17 protein-coding genes are annotated in these 22,284 nt (G+C 71.1%); 14 read left to right on the top strand and 3 right to left on the bottom strand.

Features of this window, described 5'->3' with window-relative positions; translation table 11 throughout:
- Positions 1-154: 154 nt before the first annotated feature.
- Positions 155-1,141 (bottom strand): chitinase, encoded by a 987-nt coding sequence (locus E1288_RS09230; protein WP_132483256.1) that lies wholly within the window; start codon positions 1,139-1,141, stop codon positions 155-157.
- A gap of 201 nt (positions 1,142-1,342) precedes the next feature.
- Here E1288_RS09230 and E1288_RS09235 point away from each other — a divergent pair, with 201 nt between their 5' ends.
- The 3 genes from E1288_RS09235 to E1288_RS09245 all read left to right on the top strand — a co-directional run bounded on the left by E1288_RS09235 (position 1,343) and on the right by E1288_RS09245 (position 8,631).
- Positions 1,343-4,513, top strand: coding sequence for an ATP-dependent helicase (locus E1288_RS09235; protein ID WP_165968043.1), 3,171 nt, complete (start codon positions 1,343-1,345; stop codon positions 4,511-4,513).
- Between the two features lie 49 nt (positions 4,514-4,562).
- Positions 4,563-7,844 (top strand): ATP-dependent helicase, encoded by a 3,282-nt coding sequence (locus E1288_RS09240; protein WP_132483258.1) that lies wholly within the window; start codon positions 4,563-4,565, stop codon positions 7,842-7,844.
- Between the two features lie 178 nt (positions 7,845-8,022).
- Positions 8,023-8,631, top strand: a complete 609-nt coding sequence (locus E1288_RS09245) for a hypothetical protein (RefSeq protein ID WP_235883438.1) — start codon at positions 8,023-8,025, stop codon at positions 8,629-8,631.
- A gap of 237 nt (positions 8,632-8,868) precedes the next feature.
- Here E1288_RS09245 and E1288_RS09250 read toward each other — a convergent pair whose 3' ends face one another.
- Positions 8,869-9,396, bottom strand: coding sequence for a hypothetical protein (locus tag E1288_RS09250; protein WP_132483260.1), 528 nt, complete (start codon positions 9,394-9,396; stop codon positions 8,869-8,871).
- A gap of 182 nt (positions 9,397-9,578) precedes the next feature.
- On the opposite strand from E1288_RS09250, the gene E1288_RS09255 reads away from it, so the two are divergent.
- Both E1288_RS09255 and E1288_RS09260 read left to right on the top strand, forming a co-directional pair.
- A complete protein-coding gene (locus E1288_RS09255; RefSeq protein ID WP_132483262.1) occupies positions 9,579-10,682 on the top strand; it encodes a potassium channel family protein in 1,104 nt (367 codons plus the stop codon).
- Between the two features lie 166 nt (positions 10,683-10,848).
- Positions 10,849-11,268, top strand: coding sequence for a hypothetical protein (locus tag E1288_RS09260; protein WP_132483264.1), 420 nt, complete (start codon positions 10,849-10,851; stop codon positions 11,266-11,268).
- A 6-nt stretch (positions 11,269-11,274) separates the two neighbouring features.
- Here E1288_RS09260 and E1288_RS09265 read toward each other — a convergent pair whose 3' ends face one another.
- Positions 11,275-12,282 carry a neutral zinc metallopeptidase gene (locus tag E1288_RS09265; protein WP_235883445.1) on the bottom strand — a complete coding sequence of 336 codons (1,008 nt, stop codon included), beginning with the start codon at positions 12,280-12,282 and terminating at the stop codon, positions 11,275-11,277.
- A gap of 485 nt (positions 12,283-12,767) precedes the next feature.
- Here E1288_RS09265 and E1288_RS09270 point away from each other — a divergent pair, with 485 nt between their 5' ends.
- From E1288_RS09270 to nudC, 9 genes are all read left to right on the top strand, one after another.
- Positions 12,768-14,390 carry a DUF2207 domain-containing protein gene (locus tag E1288_RS09270; RefSeq protein WP_132483266.1) on the top strand — a complete coding sequence of 541 codons (1,623 nt, stop codon included), beginning with the start codon at positions 12,768-12,770 and terminating at the stop codon, positions 14,388-14,390.
- Between the two features lie 21 nt (positions 14,391-14,411).
- Entirely contained in the window at positions 14,412-15,002 is a 591-nt protein-coding gene (locus E1288_RS09275) for a DUF3558 family protein (protein WP_132483268.1), read from the top strand.
- A 228-nt stretch (positions 15,003-15,230) separates the two neighbouring features.
- Positions 15,231-15,644, top strand: coding sequence for a hypothetical protein (locus tag E1288_RS09280; RefSeq protein ID WP_132483270.1), 414 nt, complete (start codon positions 15,231-15,233; stop codon positions 15,642-15,644).
- Positions 15,641-16,183 (top strand): DUF3558 domain-containing protein, encoded by a 543-nt coding sequence (locus tag E1288_RS09285; protein ID WP_132483272.1) that lies wholly within the window; start codon positions 15,641-15,643, stop codon positions 16,181-16,183. The genes E1288_RS09280 and E1288_RS09285 overlap by 4 nt, the downstream gene beginning before the upstream one ends.
- A 13-nt stretch (positions 16,184-16,196) precedes the next feature.
- Positions 16,197-17,555, top strand: a complete 1,359-nt coding sequence (locus E1288_RS09290) for a PPE domain-containing protein (protein ID WP_132483274.1) — start codon at positions 16,197-16,199, stop codon at positions 17,553-17,555.
- A gap of 117 nt (positions 17,556-17,672) precedes the next feature.
- Positions 17,673-18,458 carry an ESX secretion-associated protein EspG gene (locus E1288_RS09295; protein ID WP_235883439.1) on the top strand — a complete coding sequence of 262 codons (786 nt, stop codon included), beginning with the start codon at positions 17,673-17,675 and terminating at the stop codon, positions 18,456-18,458.
- Between the two features lie 145 nt (positions 18,459-18,603).
- Positions 18,604-19,932 carry a M16 family metallopeptidase gene (locus tag E1288_RS09300; protein ID WP_132483278.1) on the top strand — a complete coding sequence of 443 codons (1,329 nt, stop codon included), beginning with the start codon at positions 18,604-18,606 and terminating at the stop codon, positions 19,930-19,932.
- Complete coding sequence (locus E1288_RS09305; RefSeq protein WP_132483280.1) at positions 19,929-21,296, top strand: M16 family metallopeptidase; 1,368 nt, start codon at positions 19,929-19,931, stop codon at positions 21,294-21,296. Before E1288_RS09300 ends, E1288_RS09305 begins: the two co-directional genes overlap by 4 nt.
- Before the next feature lie 25 nt (positions 21,297-21,321).
- Positions 21,322-22,248: an NAD(+) diphosphatase gene (gene nudC, locus E1288_RS09310; protein WP_207954263.1), complete on the top strand. Its 927-nt coding sequence runs from the start codon at positions 21,322-21,324 to the stop codon at positions 22,246-22,248.
- Positions 22,249-22,284: the final 36 nt, after the last annotated feature.

The following is a 22,284-nucleotide window of genomic DNA, read 5'->3' on the forward strand; positions in this document are numbered from 1 at the left end:
GTACTCCAAGCGCACTGCCGCGGATCAGCCGCACACCGAACGCGCAGCGGCACCGTTTCCGCTGGTAGATGCTCGTGAGCGGTTTGGAGCGCCATAGCACTCCAAACCGCTCACGAGACCTGACCAGCAGAAATGGTGCCGCTGCAGGTGTTGGTCAGCCCTGGAAGCCGGCGACGATCTTGGTGAAGTCCCACGGCTGCTGGTCGATGCCGCCGCAGGAGTCCGAGGGCCCGCCGCCGTTGCACGGGCGGTCCCGGTTGAGCGCCCAGAAGGTGAAGCGGCCGAGGCCCTTCTCCTTGGCGTAGTCGGCCATCTTCTGGAACGCGGCCTGGTCGACGGTCTCACCGACGTCGGTCTTGCCGTTCATCGACGAGATGCCCGCGTGCGCGTAGGCCTCCGCGTCGCTGTAGCCGAAGGTGCTCTTGAGCACCTCCTTCAGGCCCTCGGTGGACTTGATCGTGTCGGCCGCCATGTCCGAACCGCCGAAGTTGAACGGCATCTGCGTCCACACGTCGACGTTCGCGCCGATCTCGTTGGCCTTGCCGATCATCCGCTTGCCGACGTCGTTCGGGCCGCTGGCCAGCGTCGGGAAGGTGACCACCGTCTGCAGGCCGGGGTTGGCCTCCTTGACGATCTTCAGCGCCTCCAGCACCCGGTCCTGCACGGCCGGGGTCTCGAACTCGCTGGCCTCGATGTCGACGTCGATGGCCTTGAGCCCGAAGGCGTCGATCACCTTCTGGTAGGCGCCGGCCAGCGACTGGGCGTCCTGGCAGAACTCGCCGAGCTTGTTGCCGGCCCAGCCGCCGATGGACGGGACGACGTCGCCGCCGGCGGCGCGGATCTCGTCGATGACAGCCTTGTCAGCGTCGAGCGGGCGGTTGCCGTCCCAGGCCGGGTTGCAGCCGCCGTCGGAGAGGATGAAGGCCAAGGTGAAGTCCTTGATCCCGGTAGCGCTCATCACCTCGCTGGGCTTGGGCGGGTTGCCCCAGCCCATGTAGAGGTAGGGCGACGCGGCGACCGGTGCCGCTGCGCTGGTCGAGGCCGGGGCCGAGGTCTCCGCGCTGAGTGCGGGCGCCGCGCCGATGGTCAGAGCACCGGCGACCGCGGCGCAGCCGAGTAGGGCTTTGCGGACTTTGCTCACGGTTCCTCCTTCGGGGGAGTTGATCGCGCTCGGGGGCGCGCTTTCGCAGGTCACAGCCGGGGGAGGCGCTGTGACGATCAGCACACTGCCAGAGAGCGAAATTGGTTCATACCACCAAAAGGTTCTGTTAATTCCTCGTTGAGCTGCGCCTACCAGCGAGCCCTGCGCGACCTTGTCGTCGGCGCGTGATTCCATCGATGCGTGCCATCCCCGACCGCGCCCGTACTCGTGCGCCGAGCCGAACCCGCTCGGCGGCGGACGGTCTGGGACACCGCCGGGCAGCGGGCGCTGGCGCACCGCGACGGCCTCCTGCGGATCCTGGGCGGGCCCGGGACCGGCAAGAGCACGCTGATCGCGCAGCTCGCCGCCGAGCGCATCCGCGACCGCGGGGTGTCGCCGGAGAACGTCCTGGTGCTGACCGGCAGCCGGCGCGCGGCGGCCTGGATGCGCACCGAGATCACCCGGCTGCTGACCGGTTCCACGGACGACCTGCGGACCGCGCCCGAACCGCTGGTGCGGACCGTCCACTCGTACGCCTTCGCGGTGCTGCGGCTGCAGGCCGTGCGCGAGCAGCTACCGCCCCCGCAGCTGCTCAACGGCCCGGACCAGGACGCGCTGGTGCGCGACCTGCTGGCCGGCGACGTCGAGGGCGGCGCCCGGGACTGGCCCGAGACGCTGCGTCCGGCGCTGACCGTTCCCGGGTTCGCCGAGGAACTGCGTGATCTGCTGCTGCGGGCCGCCGAGCGCGGCGTGGGCCCCGAGCGACTGGTGAACCTCGGCCGGCAGCACAACCGTCCCGAGTGGATCGCCGCCGGCCGGTTCGCCCGGCAGTACGAGCAGGTCACGCTGCTGCGCGGAGCGGGCGGCGCGCAGGCCCCCGCGCTGGACGCCGCGGAGCTGGTCGGTTCGGCGCTGCTGGCGTTCGACACCGATCCCGGGCTGCTGGCGGCCGAGCAGGACCGCGTGCGCTACGTCCTCGTCGACGACGCGCAGCACCTCGACCCGCAGCAGTACTGGCTGACCCGGCGGCTCGGCGACACGGCCGTCGAGTTCGTGCTGGCCGGCGACCCGGACCAGGCGGTGTACTCCTTCCGCGGCGCCGATCCGCGCTGCCTGCTGGACGCCGACCCGGACGGCACGAACACCGAGGTGCTCACCGTCGACCACCGGATGTCCAAGGCCGTTCGGGAGGCCGTGCAGCGGCTGGCCGCGCGGCTGCCTGGCGCGGGCCCGCAGCGCGAACTCGTGGAGCCCGAGAACGGGCGCAGCGGTTCGGTCCAGGTGCGGTTGCTGGCCACGGAGGCCCAGGAGGCCGCGTGGGTGGCCGACCAGCTCCGCCGGGCGCACCTGCTCGACGAGATCGCCTGGTCGGACATGGCCGTCGTGGTCCGCTCGACCGGCCTGTCGCTCCCGGTGCTGCGCCGCGCCTTGCTGGCGGCCGGCGTGCCGATCGCGCTGCCCATCGACGACCTGCCGCTGGCGCAGCGCACCGCGGTCCGCCCACTGCTGACGCTGCTGCGCTGCGCTGCGCGCCCGCAGGCGCTCGACCCGGACGCTGCCGCTGAGCTGCTCGCCTCGCCGCTCGGCGGCGCCGACCCGCTCGCGCTGCGGCGGCTGCGTCGCGGGCTCCGCCGCCTGGAGCTCGCCGCCGGAGGTAGCCGGGCCAGCGGAGAACTGCTGGTGGAGGTGCTGCAGGACGACGACCGGCTCGCCGCGCTCGAAGACTCCGCCGCCGCACCGGCCCGCCGCCTCGCGGGGCTGCTGCGCACCGCTGCCGACTCCGTCGCCGCCGGGCACACCGTCGAGGACACGTTGTGGCGGGTGTGGAAGGCCAGCGGCCTGGAGAAGCGGTGGGTGGCGCAGGCCGAGCGGCACGGCGCGGCCGGTGCGCAGGCCGATCGCGACCTCGACGCCGTGGTGTCGTTGTTCGACGCTGCCGCCCAGTTCGTCGACCGGCTGCCGGGCGCGGACGTCGCCGGTTTCGCGGACTACCTGACCAGCCAGCAGATCGCGGGCAGTTCGCTGGCGCCGACCGCGCCCCGGGACAACGCGGTGTCGGTGCTGACCGCGCACGCCGCGAGCGGCCGGGAGTGGGAGGTCGTGGCGATTCCCGGTGTGCAGGAGGGGATTTGGCCCGACCTGCGGCTGCGCGGCTCGCTGCTCGGCGTGGAGCGACTGGTCGACGTGCTGTCCGGAGTGGACGCCGAGCGGGTGTCGGCGACCGCCCCGCTGCTGGCCGAGGAACGGCGGCTGCTGCTGGTGGCGGCGAGCCGGGCGCGGCGGAACCTGCTGGTCAGCGCGGTGCGCGGGGAGGACGAGCAGCCATCGCGGTTCCTCGACGAGCTGGAGGGCGTAATCAGCGACCCGGACGCGGTGGAGCGGCCGATCGCCCGCCCGGAGCGCGGCCTGGCGCTCGGCGACCTGGTCGGCGAGCTGCGCCGGGTGGTGTGCGACGCGGAGGCGGATCCGGCGCGGCGGCGGCGGGCGGCGGCGCAGCTCGCGCGGCTGGCCAACGCCGGGGTGCCGGGCGCCAGCCCGGACGCCTGGTACGGGCTGCCGGAGAGCTCCACCGCGACGCCGCTGGTGACCGGCGACGATCCGGTCAAGGTGTCACCGTCCACTGTGGAAATCCTGGCCAAGTGCCCGCTGCGCTGGCTGGTCGAGCGGCACGGCGGCCAGGACACCGCCGAGCTCGCCGCCGTCACCGGCACCCTCGTGCACGCGCTCGTGCAGGCCGCGGCGGACGGTGCGGACACCGCGCAGCTGCACAAAGCCCTGGACGACGCCTGGGAATCCGTGGACGCCGGCGCACCGTGGTTCTCGCGCAAGGAGCGCACGCGTGTGGAGAAGATGCTCGACGCGTTCGTGACGTGGCTGGTGGAATCGCGGGCCGAGCTCACCCAGATCGGGGTGGAGAAGGACCTGGACGTCACGGTCCCGGGCCGGGAGAGCGGGCCGTGGCTGCGGTTGCGCGGCCGCGTGGACCGGCTGGAGGTCGATGCCGACGGCCGCCCCGTGGTGGTCGACGTCAAGACCGGGAAGACGCCGGTCAGCAAGGGCGATGCCGAGGAACACCCGCAGCTGGCGGTGTACCAGCTGGCCGCCGCGCTGGGTGCGTTCGGCGACAGCGACGGGCCGGGCGGGGCGCGGCTGCTGTACGTCGCGAAGGCAGACCGGAAGGGCGCGGCCACCGAACGCGCCCAGCCGGCCCTGGACGCCGAGCGGATCGAGGTGTGGCTCGACGTGGTGCACACCGCCGCCGCGTCCAGCCTGGGCCCGGCCTACGTGGCCAGCGAGAACTCCGACTGCGCGCGGTGCCCGGCGCGCACCTGCTGTCCCGTCCACCCGGCCGGAAGACAGGTCGCGCAGTGATCGGGTACTGCTTCGACGCCCGCCGCGGAGCTCGGTCCGGGGGCCGCGCATGAACGGCCGGCTTCCCGAGAACCAGCCGGCGCCCGCGGCCATCAGTCCACATCGGATCGCGCAGGCGCTCGGGCTGCACCCACCGACCCCGGAGCAGGCCGCGGTGATCGCCGCGCCCGCCGAACCGGCGCTGGTCGTTGCGGGTGCGGGCGCGGGGAAGACCGAGACGATGGCCGCCCGCGTGGTGTGGCTGGTCGCCAACCGGCTGGTGACGCCGGAACGCGTCCTCGGCCTGACGTTCACCCGCAAGGCCGCGCGGCAGCTCGCCGACCGGGTGCGCGCCCGGCTGCGCCGGCTCGCCGGCTCGGGACTGCTCGACGAGGTCGATCCGAGCGGGCAGCTGCGCTCCGCGGTGCTGACCGAAGAGCCCACGGTGCTGACCTACCACGCCTACGCGGGGCGGCTCGTCGGCGAGCACGGCCTGCGGGTGCCGGTCGAGCCGGGCGCGCGGCTGCTGACCGAGACCGCGTCCTGGCAGCTCGCGCACAGCGTGGTCGCGACCTGGACCGAGGACATCGACACCGACAAGGTCCCGTCCACGGTCACCGGCTACCTGCTTTCGCTGGCCGGTGAGCTCGCCGAGCACCTGGTGCGTCCGGACGACCTGCGGGCGCATGCCGAGAAGGTCTGCCACGCGGTCGAGAACGCGCCGCGCGCCAAGGGCCAGCGCGCGAACCTGCCGCAGGACCTGGTGAAGGTCGTTGCCGCGCAACGCTTGCGGGTGGCGATGTTGCCGCTGGTCGAGGAGTACGCGCAGCGCAAGCGGCGCGAAGGCGCGATGGACTTCGCCGACCAGATGTCGCTGGCCGCGCTGCTCGCCGCCGAGCATCCCGAGGTCGTCGACGGAGAACGCGCCCGCTACGGCGCTGTCCTGCTGGACGAGTACCAGGACACCGGCCACGCGCAACGGGTGCTGCTGCGCTCGCTGTTCGGTCGTGACCGTCCGCTGCCGGTCACGGCCGTCGGCGACCCGGCGCAGGCCATCTACGGCTGGCGCGGCGCGAGTGCGGCGAACCTCCCGCGCTTCACCACCGACTTCCCGCGCGTCGACGACGGCCGCAAGGGCCCGGCGCACCGGTACGGGCTGCTGACGAGCTTCCGCAACCCGGCGGAGGTCCTGCACGTCGCCAACGCGGTCTCGGAACCGCTGCGCAAGACCGGGCTGGAAGTCGACGAACTGCGCGCCAGGGACGGCGCCGAACCCGGAGACATCCGGTTGGCGCTGAGCGAACACGTGCGGGCCGAACGCGACTGGGTCGCCGACCAGGTCACCGCGCAGTGGCAGGCGGCGCTGGACGAAACGGGCCGGCCGCCGACCGCGGCGGTGCTGGTGCGGCGGCGTGCCGACATGTCCGACATCGCGGCGGCGCTGCGGGAACGCGGCCTGCCGGTGGAGGTCGTCGGGCTCGGCGGGCTGCTCGACGAGCCCGAGGTCCGCGACCTCGTGAGCGCGCTGCGGCTGTTGGTCGACCCGCTCGCCGGGACGGCCGCGATGCGGCTGCTCACCGGCTCGCGCTGGCGCCTGGGAGCGGCCGACATCGCCGCGCTGTGGGACCGAGCGAGGGAGCTCGGGACGCAGGCGTTCGGAGAGCCCGAATCCTCCGATCCGTCCGCTGTGGTCACCGCGGCGTTGCCGGGTGAGAACGCCGAGCAGGCCGGCCTCGTCGACGCGCTCGACGACCCCGGTGATGCGAAGCCCTACTCCGGCGACGGCTACCGGCGCATCCGGCGCCTGGGCGGCGAACTCGCCGCGTTGCGGCGCCGCCTGGACCAGCCGTTGCCCGAGCTCGTCGCCGACGTCGAGCGGACGCTGCTGCTGGACATCGAGAGCATGGCGCGACCGGTCGGCGCGGGCCGTATCCACCTCGACGCCTTCGCCGACGCCGTCACCGATTTCGCGACCGCGAGCCCGTCGGCCACGCTGCACGCGCTGCTGGACTACCTGGAAGCGGCCGAACGAGCCGAGGACGGCCTGGAGCCCGGCGAGGTCGAAGTCGCCGAGGACCGGGTCCAAGTGCTCACCGTGCACGCCGCCAAGGGCCTGGAGTGGCAAGTCGTCGCCGTGCCGCACCTGGTCAACGACGTCTTCCCCGGCAAGCGGAAGTCCTCGTCGTGGCTGCGGTCGGCCACCGAACTGCCCGCCGAACTCCGCGGCGACGCCCAGGACCTGCCCCGGCTGGACGTGGACCGGCTGTTCGGGCTGGACCGCAAGGAGGTCACCGAGGCACTGGGTATCCACGACGAGGAGTTCGAGGAGCGCCGGCTCGCCGAGGAACGGCGGCTGCTCTACGTCGCGGTGACGCGTTCGGAGCGGACGTTGCTGCTGTCCGGGCACTGGTGGGGCGAGAACGGCGACCGGCCGAAGGGGCCGTCGGACTTCCTGCGGCAGCTGGCCGAGGTGCTGGGCGAGGCCGGGGCCGGGGTCGTCGACCTGTGGACGCCGGAACCCGATGAGGACGCGACGAACCCGCTCGCCGACGCCGTGCGCTGCGCGGAGTGGCCGGTCGATCCGCTGGGGTCGCGCCGCGCCGCGGTGGCCGAAGGCGCGGAGCTCGTGCGGGCCGCGATGTCCACTGTGGATGATTCGGAGCCGGAGGACGACGAGGACGGCTGGGCGCGGGACGTCGACGTGCTGCTGGCCGAGCGCGCCGCGGCCGCACAGCGGCGGGAGCAAGTGCGGCTGCCGGACCACCTGTCGGTGAGCCAACTCGTCGAACTCGCCAAGGACTCCGACACCCTCGCCCGGCGGCTGCGCCGCCCGCTGCCGTTCCCGCCGAACCCGATGACCCGCCGGGGCACCGCGTTCCACGCCTGGCTGGAGCACCGGTTCACCTCGACCGCGCTGCTGGACTTCGACGAACTGCCCGGCGCCGCCGACGAATCCGCGCCGGTGCACGAGGAGCTCGCCGATCTGCAGCAGGCTTTCCTGGCCGGTTCCTGGGCCGACCGCACGCCGCACCGCGTCGAGGTGCCGTTCGAGACCCAGGTCGAGGGCGTGGTGCTGCGCGGCCGGATGGACGCGGTGTTCGCCGACGCCGACGGCGGCTGGACGGTGCTGGACTGGAAGACCGGCGCGGTGCCGGGCGGCGACCAGATCCCGGCGCTGTCGGTGCAGCTCGCGGCGTACCGGCTGGCGTGGGCGGAGCTCTCCGGCACGCCGCTGTCGAAGGTCCGCGCGGCGTTCCACTACGTCCGCCACGACTACACGCTCAGCCCTGCCGACCTCCTCGACGCCGACGGCCTCCGGAACCTCATCACCTCGGTGCCCTCGGCGCAGTGACCGTTCGGCCTGGTCAGGCCTCGTGCGCACTTTGTGCTGCTATAGCGATCCAACGTGCTCACGAGCACTGACCTGCGGAGACGTCGGCGTCAGCGGGATCACGCCCGGCGCCCGGATCAGTACACGTTCGGGTGGCGGAGCTTGAGATCGCGGTTCGCGGCGGATGACTATGCCCGCGATGAACACGGACTGGAAGCTCAACACGCCACCGGAATCCGAAGTGAACGTCGACGCCGACGTCCTGGCGATGCGCGCCCCGCTGGTGCGGGTGCACCGGAACGACGAAGGCACCTGGTCCTTCGACGGCCCGGGCCGCAACCCGCGGCCGTCGAAGAAGACGATGCTCAGCGCCGTCGTCGGGGCCTGGCCGCACGTCGCCGCACTGTCCGATTTGGACACCGGTGGTGCCGCGGTGTGGTCGTGGAAGCAGCACGGCTGGGCCAGCGAGTTCAAGTGCGAGTGCGGCAGCTGCGACCAGCCGGTCGCCGCCGACATCGACCGCAACAGCTGGCCGAGCGAACTGCAGCCGCACAGCATCCTCAGCGTCGAGCAGGCCGCCCTGTCCGGCCAGGCGCCGCTGACCGACATCATCTCCACGCCCGGCGGCATCGCGCTGCTGGGCCCGGGCGACCACCGGCGCTCGGCCGACCTGATGACGCCGGTCGCGCTCGCGAACGTGATCCGCCGCTGGCCGCACACGATGCAGGCCCTGCGCGCCCTGAAGGAAGGCCGCGGCATGCGCTGGAACCCGCAGCAGCTCAACTGGCACGAATACGTCCTGGCGTGAGTAGAAGCATTCCAGGCTCGTTTTCCGTAGCGGTGCGGGTAGCGGCCCCCCTGCGGGAATTACAGACGCCTTCTCGCTGTGGGATCCCCGACTTACGTATGACCAATACGCGGCTTCGGGGACTGGCCTCGCCAAGAACCCCGACGGGGTGGGCACCGTCTGAGAACCCGCGGCGGTGCCGGTTGAGTACGTGGTGAAAGGAGGAAGCGGCTACCGCCGCTTGCCTGACGTCTGCGCTCAGGCGTTCTCGGTGAGCTGGGGGAGTTCGAGGAGTCGCGAGTAGAGGACCTCCAGCAGCCAGCGGCCGAACATCGACGAACCGAACTCCGCGGTCCGGTCCTCCGGCGTGACCACCAGCTCGGCCGGGCCCTCGAAACCGGCGTTGACCACGCCCACGCCGTAGTAGTCCAGCTCCAGCATCCGCAACGGCTTGTACTTGGAGCCCTGGGGCAGCACGACCGCGCACGGCGCCAACGTCAGCAACGTCCCGCACGCCCGCAGCGCGTGACGGGAGCGGGACACCGGCACCAGCAGCCCGAGCAGATCGACCGCGGCCACCGGCACCTGGTCGTGCGTGCAGGGCTCGGACCAGGACCGGAACCAGGCCGGGTTGAGCTCCGGCCCCCAGCCGTGAAGACTGCGCCACTCGTGGACGTCCCGCCTGATCCGCGCCACGGCGGCGAACCGCGCACCGAGGACCTCGACGTCCGTGATCAGCTGGCCGTCCCATCCCAGGGCGCGCGCCGCGTGCTGAAGCTGCTGCACCGCTGCATGGTAAGCCGCCGCACCGCCATGTCCAGACCAGGTCTTCCGGCCTGCAGGAGAACTCGTCGCCGAACTGCCGGTGCCGCATCGCACCCGGCGCGCGGTCAAGGGTTACTGTTCTGCGCCGTGAGTGGTGAGAACGCGCTTCCGAGCCTCGCGGCAGGAGCCGGAGGGCACGGGTCATGATGCGGCGCAGTCCCAAGCGGCTGGCGCACCCCTTCATCGGTGGCCGCACCGACGAGGAGGAGCTGACCAGCCGGCCCGACCACGCGCTTGTGGGCGTGATCCGGATGCCGGGCAGCACGATCAGCCCGGTGCGCTCCATCATCCGCCGGATCATCGGCGCGATGCTCGCGCTGGCCGCCACGGTGCTCATCGTGTACTTCGGCCGGGACGGCTACCGGGACTCCGCGGGCGGCGAGCTGGACCTGCTGGACGCCGTCTACTACGCGACGGTGTCGCTGTCCACGACCGGCTACGGCGACATCACCCCGGTCACCTCGCAGGCCCGGCTGGTGAACGTGCTGGTCATCACGCCGCTGCGGGTGCTGTTCCTGATCGTGCTGGTCGGTACCACACTGGAAGTGCTCACCGAGCGCTCTCGGCAGGCTTTCAAGATCCAACGCTGGAGGTCCAGGGTGCGCGACCACGTGGTCGTCATCGGATACGGAACCAAGGGCCGTTCGGCGGTCACCGCACTGCTCGGCGACGGCGCGGAGCCCGGGCGCATCGTGGTCGTCGACACCGACCAGCGATCGCTGGAAACCGCGTCCGCGCAAGGACTGGTCACCGTCAACGGCTCGGGCACCCGCTCGGACGTGCTGCGCGTGGCGGGCGTGCCGCGGGCACGGGCCATCGTGGTCGCCCCGGCCCGCGACGACACCGCCGTGCTGGTCACCCTGACCGCGCGGGAGCTCGCGCCGAAGGCGCAGATAGTCGCGGCGGTGCGGGAGGCCGAGAACGTGCACCTGCTGCGCCAGTCCGGCGCGGACTCGGTGGTGGTGTCCAGCGAGACGGCGGGCCGCCTGCTGGGCATGGCGACCTCGACGCCGTCGGTGGTGGAGATGTTCGAGGACCTGCTGACGCCGGACGTGGGCCTGGCGATCGCCGAGCGGGAGGTCGAACCGCAGGAGGTCGGCGGCTCGCCGCGGCACCTCTCGGACATCGTGCTCGGCGTGGTGCGCGGCGGACAGCTCTACCGGGTGGACGCCCCGGAAGCCGACGCGATCGAGGCCGGTGACCGGCTGCTCTACGTCAAGAAGGTGACACCCGCGGACGCCTCCTAGGGACCGGGCGATTTCGCGCGAAATCGCCATCTGCCAGGCGTGGGGAGTGACGATTTCGCGAAATCGCCTGCCCTGACATGGCACCGGGCCCGGCGCACCGGGCGTGCTCCCGCAATTGCCCCGAGTGACGGTCGGCGCCGTGCGGCTTTCTGCCAATATCGGTGTCGTGGGAAGGCAACGAGGTTCGGCGTCGGTGGCGCCGATCCTGCTTGTCCTCGGAACGCTCGGGGTCGCGGTGGCGGCGGTGACGCTGTGGCCGCTGGTGACGGAGGCCGGGCAGGCGATGCGGTCGGCGACGGCGACGGTCATCGAGTCGCGCCCGTGCGGCGCCGCTTCGGCGCGGGACCTCGTCGAGGTCCGGATCGACGGCGTGGTGCGGCGAGCGCCGTTCGACGGCTGCGGCCACGCCCCCGGCCAGCAGCTGCCGGTGCAGGTGCCCGCCGACCCGGGCGAGGACTTCGTGGTCCGCCCGGCGCGATCGACCGACTCCGAGCTGAAAGGCCAGGTGCAGCGCGCCAACTGGGTCCTGCTGACCCTCGCCGCGGTCGCCGGCGGCGGCTACGGGCTGATGCTCCGCCGGCGCTGAGCCCCGTCAGTCGACGTCGGAGGCCGCCGCCAACCAGGTGTTGCACTCGGTGATCCGGTTCTTCCGGAACCCCTGCTCCACCCAAGCGGCGTTGGTCGACGTGCTGCCGTGGTCGCGCACGTTGGTGTGCTCGTCGCCGCGATCGGAGGAGTCCTCCAGCGCGGGGAAGATGAAGTCGTTGCTGACACCGCCGTTCTGCAACGCGGCCAGCGTCATGCCCTCGAAGCACGTCGCCTGCAGCTCGGAGCGCCGGGTCAACTCCAGCCCGGCCGACGTGGAGCTGCCGCCCGCGTCGTAGGACGCGTCGCCGTAGGCGCTGTTGATCCCGGTCATGCCCTGCAGCGCGTGGCCGAACTCGTGCGCGAACTGGCCGAGGTACACGCCGGCGTTGGTGCGCTGCTCGACCTGGGCGTAGTAGCGCGCGGTCATGTAGATCGTGTGGTTGCCGGGGCAGTACATCGCGGTCTGGTTCCACCGCCGCGTCCCGCAGGGCGTTTCGATGTTGTCCCCGGTGGTGATCACGGTGGGCGTCCGGACCGGCAGGTCGGCGCTCTCCAGCGCCGGCGCCCACGCCTCCATCAGGCAGGGCAGCGCGGCCTGGTAGAAGCGGTCCTGCGAGGTGACGTCGGTGCTGAAGCGGGGCAGGTTGCACGAGGTGTTCATCGCGCCGTTGCCCGGGATGTTGAGCGGGTGGTCGCCCAGCGCCGAGACCGGTTTGACCTCGCCGTCGTTGCCGCTGGTCGACGTGGACGTCTCGGATTCCTCGCTGCTGGTCGTCGTGCCGGTGGAGGTCTCGGTCTCGCTGGAATTCGTCGACGTCGAGCGGCTGCTGGTGCTGCTGTAGTCCGAAGCCCGGCTCGAGGTGATCGAGGCGGCCATCGCGCCGACGGTGCCGACGCCGAGCAGGGCCACGCCGACCAGCACCAGCGCGACGATGACACCGGTGTTGCTTCTGCGCTGCGGCGGCCGCATGTGCGGCATCGGCTGCGGCGGGCGCTGCGGTGCCAATCGCACGGTCGTCTGCGGCGGCAGCGGGCGCGCGGCCGGCGGTGGTGCGATCCGGCGGGTCGGCTGGTCGAAGATCGGCGCTCCCTGCTGCGGGCGCAGGGGTTGCGTGCCGGGTGGAGGTAACGGAGGACGGCGTTGCGGCGGCTGCGGCCGGGGGGCCTGACCTTGCGGCGGTCGGGGAGCCGGACCTTGTGGCGGCTGGGACCCCGGGCCTTGTGGCGGACGGGGAGCCGGGCCTTGTGGCGGCTGGGGACCCGGACGCTGTTGCCCGCCGCGCGGGCCCTGCGGTGGCCAGGGCTGGCGCGGCGGCTGCGGGCCGCGTGGTGGCGGGGGCGGCTGCGTCATGCGGTCTTCCTCGCGGAGTGTCGAATGTGGACTGTTGGTCCAGGTTCGGCTGGCCGCCACCGAGCAGTCATTTCCCCCCGACTTCCTCACCATCAATCCCACCGTTGCGGACCAGAGCTTAGCCACGGGCGGCTATCGTTCGGGCCGTGTTGACCAAACGGGGGCTGGTGGTCGCCCTGACCGGACTGCTGTTGGGCGCACCGAGCACGGCCGCGGCGCAGGAGCAACCGGTGGATGCGTTGCCCGGCACGGTTTCCAGCAGCGTGAACCTCAAGCTGCAGCGCGACGGCCTGGTCTCGGTCACCGAGCGGATCAACGTTCCCACAGGTCAACAAGTCGAGCGCACGATGCCGCTGCGGCAGTCCGCGGGGCCCGGGGCGGACCGGGTCTTCACGGTCTCCGACGCAGTGCTCGACGGTGGCGGTGCGATCCAAGCCGAGGCCGACAAGCTGCATCTGACGCTGCAGCCCGGGGTTTCGACGCTGACGTACTCGGTTCGCGGTGCCGTGGCCGATGCCGGTGACCGGCAGGACGTCCGCTGGCAGGTGTCCGGTGGCTGGAACGTGCCGGTGGACCGCGTCGAGGTGTCGTTGCTGTCGCCGAAGGTGCCGCAGGAGATCATGTGCCTGGCGGGCCCGCTGGGCAGCGCGAACCGCTGCGCCCAGTTCGAGATCACCCACACCCAGTCGATGCACGCGGTGACCTACGGCCTGCAGCCCGGTGACCGGATGGACCTCACGTTCAAGGTCCCGGCGGGCACGGTGCCGGCGAACGCCGTGACCGAGCAGTACTTCAGCCTGGTGCGGGCGTTCTCGCTGACGCCGGCGACGGCCGCCGGCCTGGCCGCGATCGGCCTGCTGCTGATCGGCGGCCTCGGCCTCGTCTGGTACGCCCGCGGCCGGGACGTGCGCGCGTTCGCGGAGGACGTGGGCCAGGTCGAGGTGCTGATGACCGATTCCCAGGGCGCGGTCGCGTTCGCGTCCCCGGACGGCGTGCTGCCGGGCCAGATCGGCACGGTCATCGACGAGCGGGTGGACCCGGTCGACGTGACGGCGACGATCATCGACCTGGCGGTCCGCAACTACCTGTGGATCGAGGAACTCCCCGGCCAGGACTGGCGAATCGTCCGGCTGAACCCGGCCGACGACTCGCTGCGGCCGTTCGAGCGAGCGGTCTACGACCTCCTCGTGGGGCAGGAGCAAGAAGTGCGGCTGTCCCAACTGCGAGACCTCGACGCAAGCCAGGTCCGCGCGGCGCTGTACGCGGAGGTCGTGGAAAAGGAATGGTTCGCACGGCGCCCGGACGTCGACCGGAACCGCTTCTGGTGGACGGGCCTCGGCGTGATCATCGGCGGAGCGGCGCTGACGGCGGTACTGGCGCTGACGACCTCAGCAGCACTGCTGGGGATCGCCGTGCTGATCGGCGGTATCGCGATGATGTTCAGCGCACGCCTGATGCCGGCGCGAACACGACGAGGCAGCGCGCTCGTGGTGCAGGTCAGAGGCCTGCGCGGCTACCTGCACGAGGCCGCGGCGGAGTCCCTGCCGGAGCAGGACCGCGAGACGGTGTTCTCCCGATCGCTGCCGTACGCGGTGGTCCTGGAAGAAACGGACCGCTGGCTAGCGGAGTTCGCGGAACTGAAACCAGGAGCAGACGGAACGCAGGGCCTCTACTGGTACGGAACCCCGAACGAGACCCCGAACCTCCAGAACTTCCACCAAACCTTCACAACCCTCGTAGAAACCCTGAACAAAAAAATCAACCGGTGACACCGGCCAGCTTCTGCCGACATGTCCGGGGCGGATGGGTGCGAGGGCTGTTGTCGGCTTTCGCGTGGAACGAGGGGTTCCTTGAACAAGCATGTCCGACTCCTTGTCGTCGCAGGTGCGGGTGTTGTGTTGGCTGGGCTGCCCGCGTGTGGAAGTGGCGGTAGCGGCAGCACGGGGCATGCGCCGACCACGAAGTCGGGCGGCGTTGCCATGGAGAAGTTCGATCCTTGCGGCTTCTTTCGGCCTGCGGAGCTGACCTCGTGGGGACTGTCCGCCCAGGGCAAGGAGTTCGCGCCGGTGAGCTTCGAGCCGGGTTGCCGCTGGCAGGGGGAGCAGATGTCGCTCACCTTCCAGAAGAACGTGGACGAGACCGTCGCGTCCTACGAAAAGAGCGGTAACTGGGAGCGGTACGACAAGAAGACGATCGGCGGGCGTTCTGCTGCGGTCGCGAACGTTCCTGGCGGCGGAAGCACGGGCGGTTGCAACGTGCTGGTCGATGCTGGTGGAGGTGTCGCGATCTACGGGGTCTCCGGGCGCTTCGACGACTCGGTCGATGCGTGCGGGGAAGTGGAGAAGATCGTCGGCCAGTCGGCTTCGCGCCTGCCGGAATGATCAACAGGCCGAACAGTCGCGTTAGGTGTTCCGGGCTCGGCTTGAACGTCTCGCGGGATCGCTGTCTGCAATCGCTCGGTATCGGACCGTAACAACGCTGTGACCTGCGGCTGAACGGGTGATGCCGGAGCTGCGTCAGGTTTGTCGGGAACCGTTACGGACGCCCCTGCGTCAGGTTAAAGTGTTCACCGTTACCTGGGGAGATCGCAGAGTCCAGAGGGGTCTGGGATGACAAGCGCAGACGCAAGTGGGTTCGCTGCAGCCAAGGAAGGGCTGAAGGCGATCAGCGGCCGCACGCAGTGGATCAATCAGCAGGTCGGCGCGGGCAAGCTGTCGCTTGACCCCGACGTGGCCGACAAGGCCGCGAAGCGCTGCGAGGAGGAGATCCGCGAGTTGGCGCGACTCATGCGTGGCGCCGACCGGATGACGCGTTTGAGCGGTCTGGGGAACTACCCGGATGGGCAGCAGTTGACGCAACGGTTCATCGACAAGGCCGCGGATCCCGGCTCAGGTGCGGTGGAACTCGTTCGTCAGCTGCAGGACGAGCTGCAGAAGCAGGCAGACGCGTTTCGTGCGGCTGCCAAGGACTACCGTGCGACCGACGAGCAGATCTCCGACGACTTGCAGCGAGGTATTCAGTGAGTTTGGTTTCCCGGTCCTTGGCCGTCGGCGTCGCCGGTCTGGCGCTGGTTGGACTGTCTGCCTGCTCCGGTGGCCCGGGCAAAAGCGGCGAGGAAACGTCCACGTCCACGCCCACGTCAGCGGCCCAGAGCTCTGGCTTGGCGAACTTGGACCCGTGCACGTTCCTTACTTCCGAAGAGCTCAGCGCAGCAGGTGTCTCCGGTCCCAGTCGCCCAGTGAACGACCTCAAGTCGCAGCCGGGCTGTGACTGGGAGGGCAAGGACGTACTGCTGACCTTCAGCAAGAACGAGACCGAAGACTTCGAGAAGTACAGCAAGAACAACTTCGAGACGTTCGACCGGTTCGACATCAATGGCCGGCAAGCGGCGCGCGCTGTCACCGCTGGTTCTGGGGGGCAGGGGATCTGCTCCGCGATCATCAGTGCAGGCGGCGGCATCGTTGATGTGAACGTGGCTGGCATCATGCGCAACTCCGTGGCAGACCCTTGCGGCGAGGCGGAGAAGATCGCACGTCAGATTGAGCCGAGGCTTCCAGAATGACCGAGGAGGAGTGATGGGACTTCTCAGCACACTCGACAACGCGGGTTCCCGGGTCTTCGGCTGGGAGAGCGCTGCGGAAGAGGAGCGGAAGAAGCACGGCGAAGAGGCCAACCGGGTCGCCCAGCAGCAACAATCGCAGCTGGCGCAGCAGAATTCCGGGTTGAACGTCACCGGCTACGACTCGCCTGCTATCAGCCAGTGCATCAACTGGTCTGGATTCAGCCACGGGCAGATCTTCCAGACCAACCAGGAGTCGATCGATCAAGGCAAGGTTGGTGAGTCCGCGCAGGCGTGGCTCGATTTGGCAAAGGGCCTGCGCGAGCGCGGTGAGAACTACGCCACGGACCTGGCCAAGATCGTCGATGGGGGCTGGGAAGGCGAGGCCGCGGGCAACGCTCGTGAGGTCGGCAAGCCCGCTTCCGACTGGATGAAGGCCAGTGCCGATGCCTTCGAGATGACCGGGAACAACCTGCACGCCGCGGGTGAGGCCGCCGGTCAGGCCAGCAAGATGGTTGAGAAGCCCCAGGGCTTCAGCTGGGGTGAGGCCGCCGCCGCTTCCGTTCCGTTCGGGGTCGCCGGCGGTGGTATCAACGCGCTCAGTCAGATGGAAGAGCAGGAGGAGGCTGAGAAGGCCGCGCAGGAGACGATGGCGCGCGTCTACAGCCCCACTCTCACCCAGGTCGACGCCAAGATGCCGCAGTACAAGGGGCCGGACGGCAACACCAAGGAGCCGCCGCCCGTGCCCCCGCCGCCACCCACGGAGTGGGGCGGTGGAGGTCCAGGAAATCCCGGCGGCGGACCCGGCGGCGAAACGCCGGGTGGCGGGACCGGAAAGCTTCCCGCTGGTGGCATCGGCACCGGTATCCCCGGTGGCGGCATTCCCGGGGACGGGCGCCCCGTCGGTGCGTACGACCCCAATAATCTCGGTAGCGGTATCCCCGGTGGCGGCTACACCACGCCGTCCGGGACCGGCAGCCAGTGGGCCGGTCAGCCCGGCCTTCCCGGCGGTGGCGGAACCGGGCTCCCCGGCGGTGGCACCGGTGGCGCCGGTGGTGGTCTCCCCGGCGGCGGCGCCGGCGGTGTCGGCATGGTCGGTGGCATGGGTGCCGGTGCAGGCGCCGGTGGCATGGCCGCCGGTGGCCGGGCCGGTGTCGGTGGACTCGGCGCCGGGGCTGGTGCCGGTGCGGCCGGTGGAGCAGGTGCTCGAGGTGCCGGTGCCGGACGAGGCGCGATGGGCGGCATGGGTGGTGCCGGTCAGCGCGGCCAGGGCAGCGAGGACCAGGAGCACGAGCGTCCGTCGTGGCTCGAGGAGCAGGACGACATCTGGATGAACGACATGCCGAAGACCGCCCCGCCGGTGCTCGGCGAATGATCCGGTGCCGACCGGTGGTGCCGACCTCGGCACCACCGGTCGGTCACGCTTGAAGCGGGCGAATTCACAAGGGGAGAAACGACAGTGGGCGTGTTGGGGCGGTGGCAGCTTCAGCCGGTGCACTTGGACATCGTGCTCAAGTACTTGAAGATCGACGGTTTGACCCTGCCGTTGAGCACCCGTTCTTTCGGGTACACCGCCGATCAGTTCAGCCAGATCGCGATCGGTGAGCTGGACCGGATGGCCGCCGCCGGCGTCGTGATCAACGACGAGGTCGCGCCGCCGCTGGTCACCGCGCTCAAGACGCTGGCCAACCCGTTCTTGTGGGTCGACTCGCTGTGGTTCCCGCAGGTCGGCTCCGATCACTGCTGGCGGGCGCTCGCGGTGTTCACCGAAGGCAACCGGGTCGTGCTCGGCGTGCAGACGCCGAGCGAGGACCCGCAGCGCGGCGGCATGCTGACCGTCGAGGTCCACGAGAAAGCCCCGCTGCCGCAGGTCCTGCTGGCCACGTTGCCGCCCACCAAGCCGGGCGGCCAGGGACCGGTGCGCGTCCCGCAGAGCTCGCTGGTGCAGCAGCCGCAGCCCGACGACTACGACCAGATGAGCATGATGCAGTCGGCCACCCCGAACCGCGGCAGCAGCGGCGACCAGCAGGTCGCGCTCTACGAGGCGATCGGGAAGGCGCCGCACGCGCGCATTGGCCAGATCTCGGCGAGCACGCGCGACCAGTACGGCCGCCGGAAGCGTTCCCAGGTGGTGTCCTGGTTCGACAACGAGCCGGACGGCCGCTACCTGAACCGGGTCGAGCGCGGCAGCTCCGGCGAGCAGGTCTTCGCGATCCTGCCGGCCGACGCGCGCACGATCGGCGCCGAGATCGATTCCCTCATCGCCCAGGTCCGCTGACCGCGCCCGAACAGGCGGGGACCGCTCGACCGCGGCTGGATGCTGCGCGCCGGGATTTCGCCATCTACGCCGGGTGATCACGACACGCCGAAGAGTGGCGAAGGGGGCGCCCACGGCTTGACAGTCCGCACGTAGGCTGCATGGCATGGTCGAACCCCAGCTGCATCGCGTTACTTTGCCCAATGGGCTGCGCGTGGTGTTGGCACCGGACTCGGCGGCGGGCCAAGCGTCGTCGGGCCAGGCCCCTGTGGTCGGTGTCAGCGTGCACTACGACGTGGGCTTCCGCTCGGAACCGGAAGGGCGCACCGGTTTCGCCCACCTCTTCGAGCATTTGATGTTCCAAGGCAGCGAGAGCTTGGAGAAGCTCGCGCACTTCCGGCACGTGCAGGGCTCCGGCGGCACCTTCAACGGTTCGACGCACCAGGACTACACCGACTACTACCAGGTGCTGCCGTCGGCGGCGCTGGAGCGGGCGTTGTTCCTCGAAGCGGACCGGATGCGGGCGCCGAAGATCACCGAGGAGAACCTGCGCAACCAGGTGGACGTGGTCAAGGAGGAGATCCGCCTCAACGTCCTCAACCGCCCCTACGGCGGTTTCCCGTGGATCTTGCTGCCGCCGGTGCTGTACTCGACCTTCGCCAACGCCCACAACGGTTACGGCGACTTCACCGACCTGGAACAGGCGACCGTCGACGACTGCGCCGCGTTCCTCGACACCTACTACGCGCCGGGCAACGCGGTGCTGACCGTCAGCGGTGACCTCGACGTCGAGCACACCATCGATCTGATCAACAAGCACTTCGGCGATGTGCCGGCGCGCGACGTCGCGCCGCGGCCGTCGTTCGGCGAGCCGTTCCCGTCGGGTGAGCTGCGCGGCAAGCACACCGACCCGCACGCGCCGCTGCCCGCCGTCGCGCTGGGCTATCGCCTGCCGGACCCGGTCGGCGAGCTCGACGCCTACCTGGCGAACGTGGTGCTCGCGGCGATCTTGTCCGACGGCGACGCCGCCCGCCTGCAGCAGCGCCTGGTCTACCAGGACTCGCTGGTGGTGGACGTGCACGCCGGCTGCGGTCTGATGGGCTCCCCGCTGGACGCCCGCGACCCGGACACCTTCACCGTGACCGCGATCCACACGCCGGAGGTCGGCCTCGACCGGGTGATCGGAGCGGTCGACGAGGAGTTGGAGAAGCTGGCCGCCGACGGCCCCACCGAGGACGAGCTGTCCCGCGTCACGGCGCGTTGGGCCGCCAGCCTTTACCGGGGGCACGACCGGGTGGTCACCCGGACCCTCGACCTGGGCAGCGCCGAGTTGCTGCACGGCCGCGCGGAGCTGATCTCCGAGCTGCCGAAGCGGATCGGCGAGGTCCGCACCGAGGACGTCGCGGCGGCCGCGAAGGCGTTGCGGTCGGACGCACGAGCGGTGCTGGAGATCGAACCCGCAGGTGACGAGAACGCGACAGGAGGTCCGGCATGACCCGCGCAACGCACCGCAGCGCCGAGGAGATCGGCCGCACCGAGCTCGGCCGGCGCCCGCTGCCGCCGCTCGGCGAGCCCCGCACCGGCCGCGCGCCGGCCGTCGTGGACACCGTGCTGGACAACGGCCTGCGGGTGATCGCCGCCCGGCACGGCGTGGTCCCGATGGTCGAACTGCGCCTGCGGATCCCGTTCGCCGGCGAGGACCAGAAGCACCCGGCCCGCGCCGAGCTGCTGGCCGAGACGCTGCTGACCGGCACGGAGCGCCGCAACCGGGTGCAGGTGGACACCGACCTGGCCGCGGTGGGCGCCGACCTGAGCTCGGTCGTCGACCCGGAGCGGCTCAGCATCACCGGTGACGCGCTGGCCACCGGGCTGGACACCCTGCTCGACGTGCTCGCCGACGCGCTGACCGGCGCGGTGTACCGCGACGAGGAGGTCGAGGGGGAGCGCGCCCGGCTGGTCGAGCGGATCGCCGTCGCGCGATCGCAGCCGCGGGTGATCGCCCGCGAGGAGCTGCAGCGACACCGCTACGGCGACCACCCGTTCGTCCGCGAGGTGCCGGCGGCCGAGGACGTCGCCGAGGTCACCGCCGAGGAGGTCCGCACCCTGCACCGCGAGTCGGTGCTGCCGCGCGGCTCGGTGCTGGTGCTGGTCGGTGACATCGACCCGGATCAGGCGGTGGCGGCCGTCGCGCGCAACCTGGCGGACTGGCAGTCCGAGGACAGCGCGCGCGAGCTCCCGTCGTTGCCCTCGGTCCGCGGTGGTGACGTGCGGCTGGTGCACCGGCCCGGCGCGGTGCAGTCGCAGCTGCGCTTCTCCGCGCAGGCGCTGCCGCGCACGGACCCGCAGTACCCGGCGCTGCAGGTCGCGAACCTGGTCTTCGGCGGCTACTTCTCCTCGCGGTTGGTGGAGAACATCCGCGAGGACAAGGGCTACACCTACGGCGCGCACTCGTCGTTCGAGTTCACCCGGGGCAACGGCACGGTCCTCGTCGACGCCGACACCGCCAGCGAGGTCACCGCGGCAGCGCTGCTGGAGACCCGGTACGAGCTGGCGAGGCTGGCGCTGGTGCCGCCGACCGAGTCGGAGGTGGAGTCGGCCCGGCAGTATGCCATCGGCAGCCTGCTCACCTCCACCGCTTCGCAGGCCGGGATGGCATCCACGCTCGCCGCGCTGGCCACGGCGGGGCTGGCGCAGGACTGGCTGGTCGCGCACCCCGAGCGGTTGCGGGCGGTCACTGTCGAGCAAGTTGCCGAGGCGGCCAGGTTGTTCGCTCCCACGTCCTTCACCGGAGTGGTCGTCGGCGACGCGGACAAGCTCGCCGGCCAGCTGCGGCTGCTCGGGGGAGTGGTGCTGCCATGACCCGGTTAGACGGTGAGGCGGGCAGATGACTACCGAGGTGTTGGCCGGGGCGGGTTTCCAGCTGGATTCCGCGCCCCTGCTCTCCAGGTCCACAGTGGACCGCAGGGAGACGCTGCGGGACGCCCCGGACGGCGGCGCCCAGCTGTGGACGACCGGACGGGTCGTGCTGGTGGACGCCAGAGGGCGCACCCAGATCGGCCAGGATTCGCGGCTCGTGGTGCATCCCGCGACGGACTTCGGTGCAGGCCCGGTCCCCAACGCCGTCCTGCTCGGCGTCGAGGACGAGATCGGCTACTGGGCGTTGCGCAGCGAGCACGACGGAGCCCAGGACGACTGGCGGGACCTGCGCACCGGCGGTGGTCTGCTCAACGACACCGACGCCGGGCTGTTCACCACCGCTGTCGGCCTCCTCGGCTGGCACGACAACGCCCGCTACTGCGCGGTGTGCGGCGCGGCGACGACGCGGGTCCGCGCGGGGTGGGCCCGGCGTTGCACGGGCTGCGACCGCGAGGAGTACCCGCGCACCGACCCGGCCGTCATCTGCCTGGTGCACGACGGCGCGGACCGCATCCTGCTGGCCCGCCAGCCGATCTGGCCGCCGGAGCGGTACTCGGTGCTCGCCGGTTTCGTCGAGGCCGGTGAGTCGTTGGAGGCCTGCGTCTCGCGCGAGATCGCGGAGGAGGTCGGGGTGGCGGTCTCGGACGTCCGTTACCTCGGCAGCCAGCCGTGGCCGTTCCCGCGGTCGCTGATGCTGGGCTTCGCCGCGATCGCGGACCCGTCGGCGCCGCTGACCCCGGCGGACGGCGAGATCGAGGACGCCCGCTGGGTGCACCGCGACACGGTCCGGGCGGCCCTGGAGTCCGAGGGCGGAGCGGTCGACGGCCTGCGCCTGCCGCCGGGCGTGTCCATCGCCTACCGCATGATCAAGGGCTGGGCCACCTGGCAGGACTGACGCGAGGAGCCGGCCGGGACCTCCCCGGCCGGCTCC

This window comes from Saccharopolyspora elongata, from assembly GCF_004348985.1.
Taxonomy (GTDB): Bacteria; Actinomycetota; Actinomycetes; order Mycobacteriales; family Pseudonocardiaceae; genus Saccharopolyspora; species Saccharopolyspora elongata.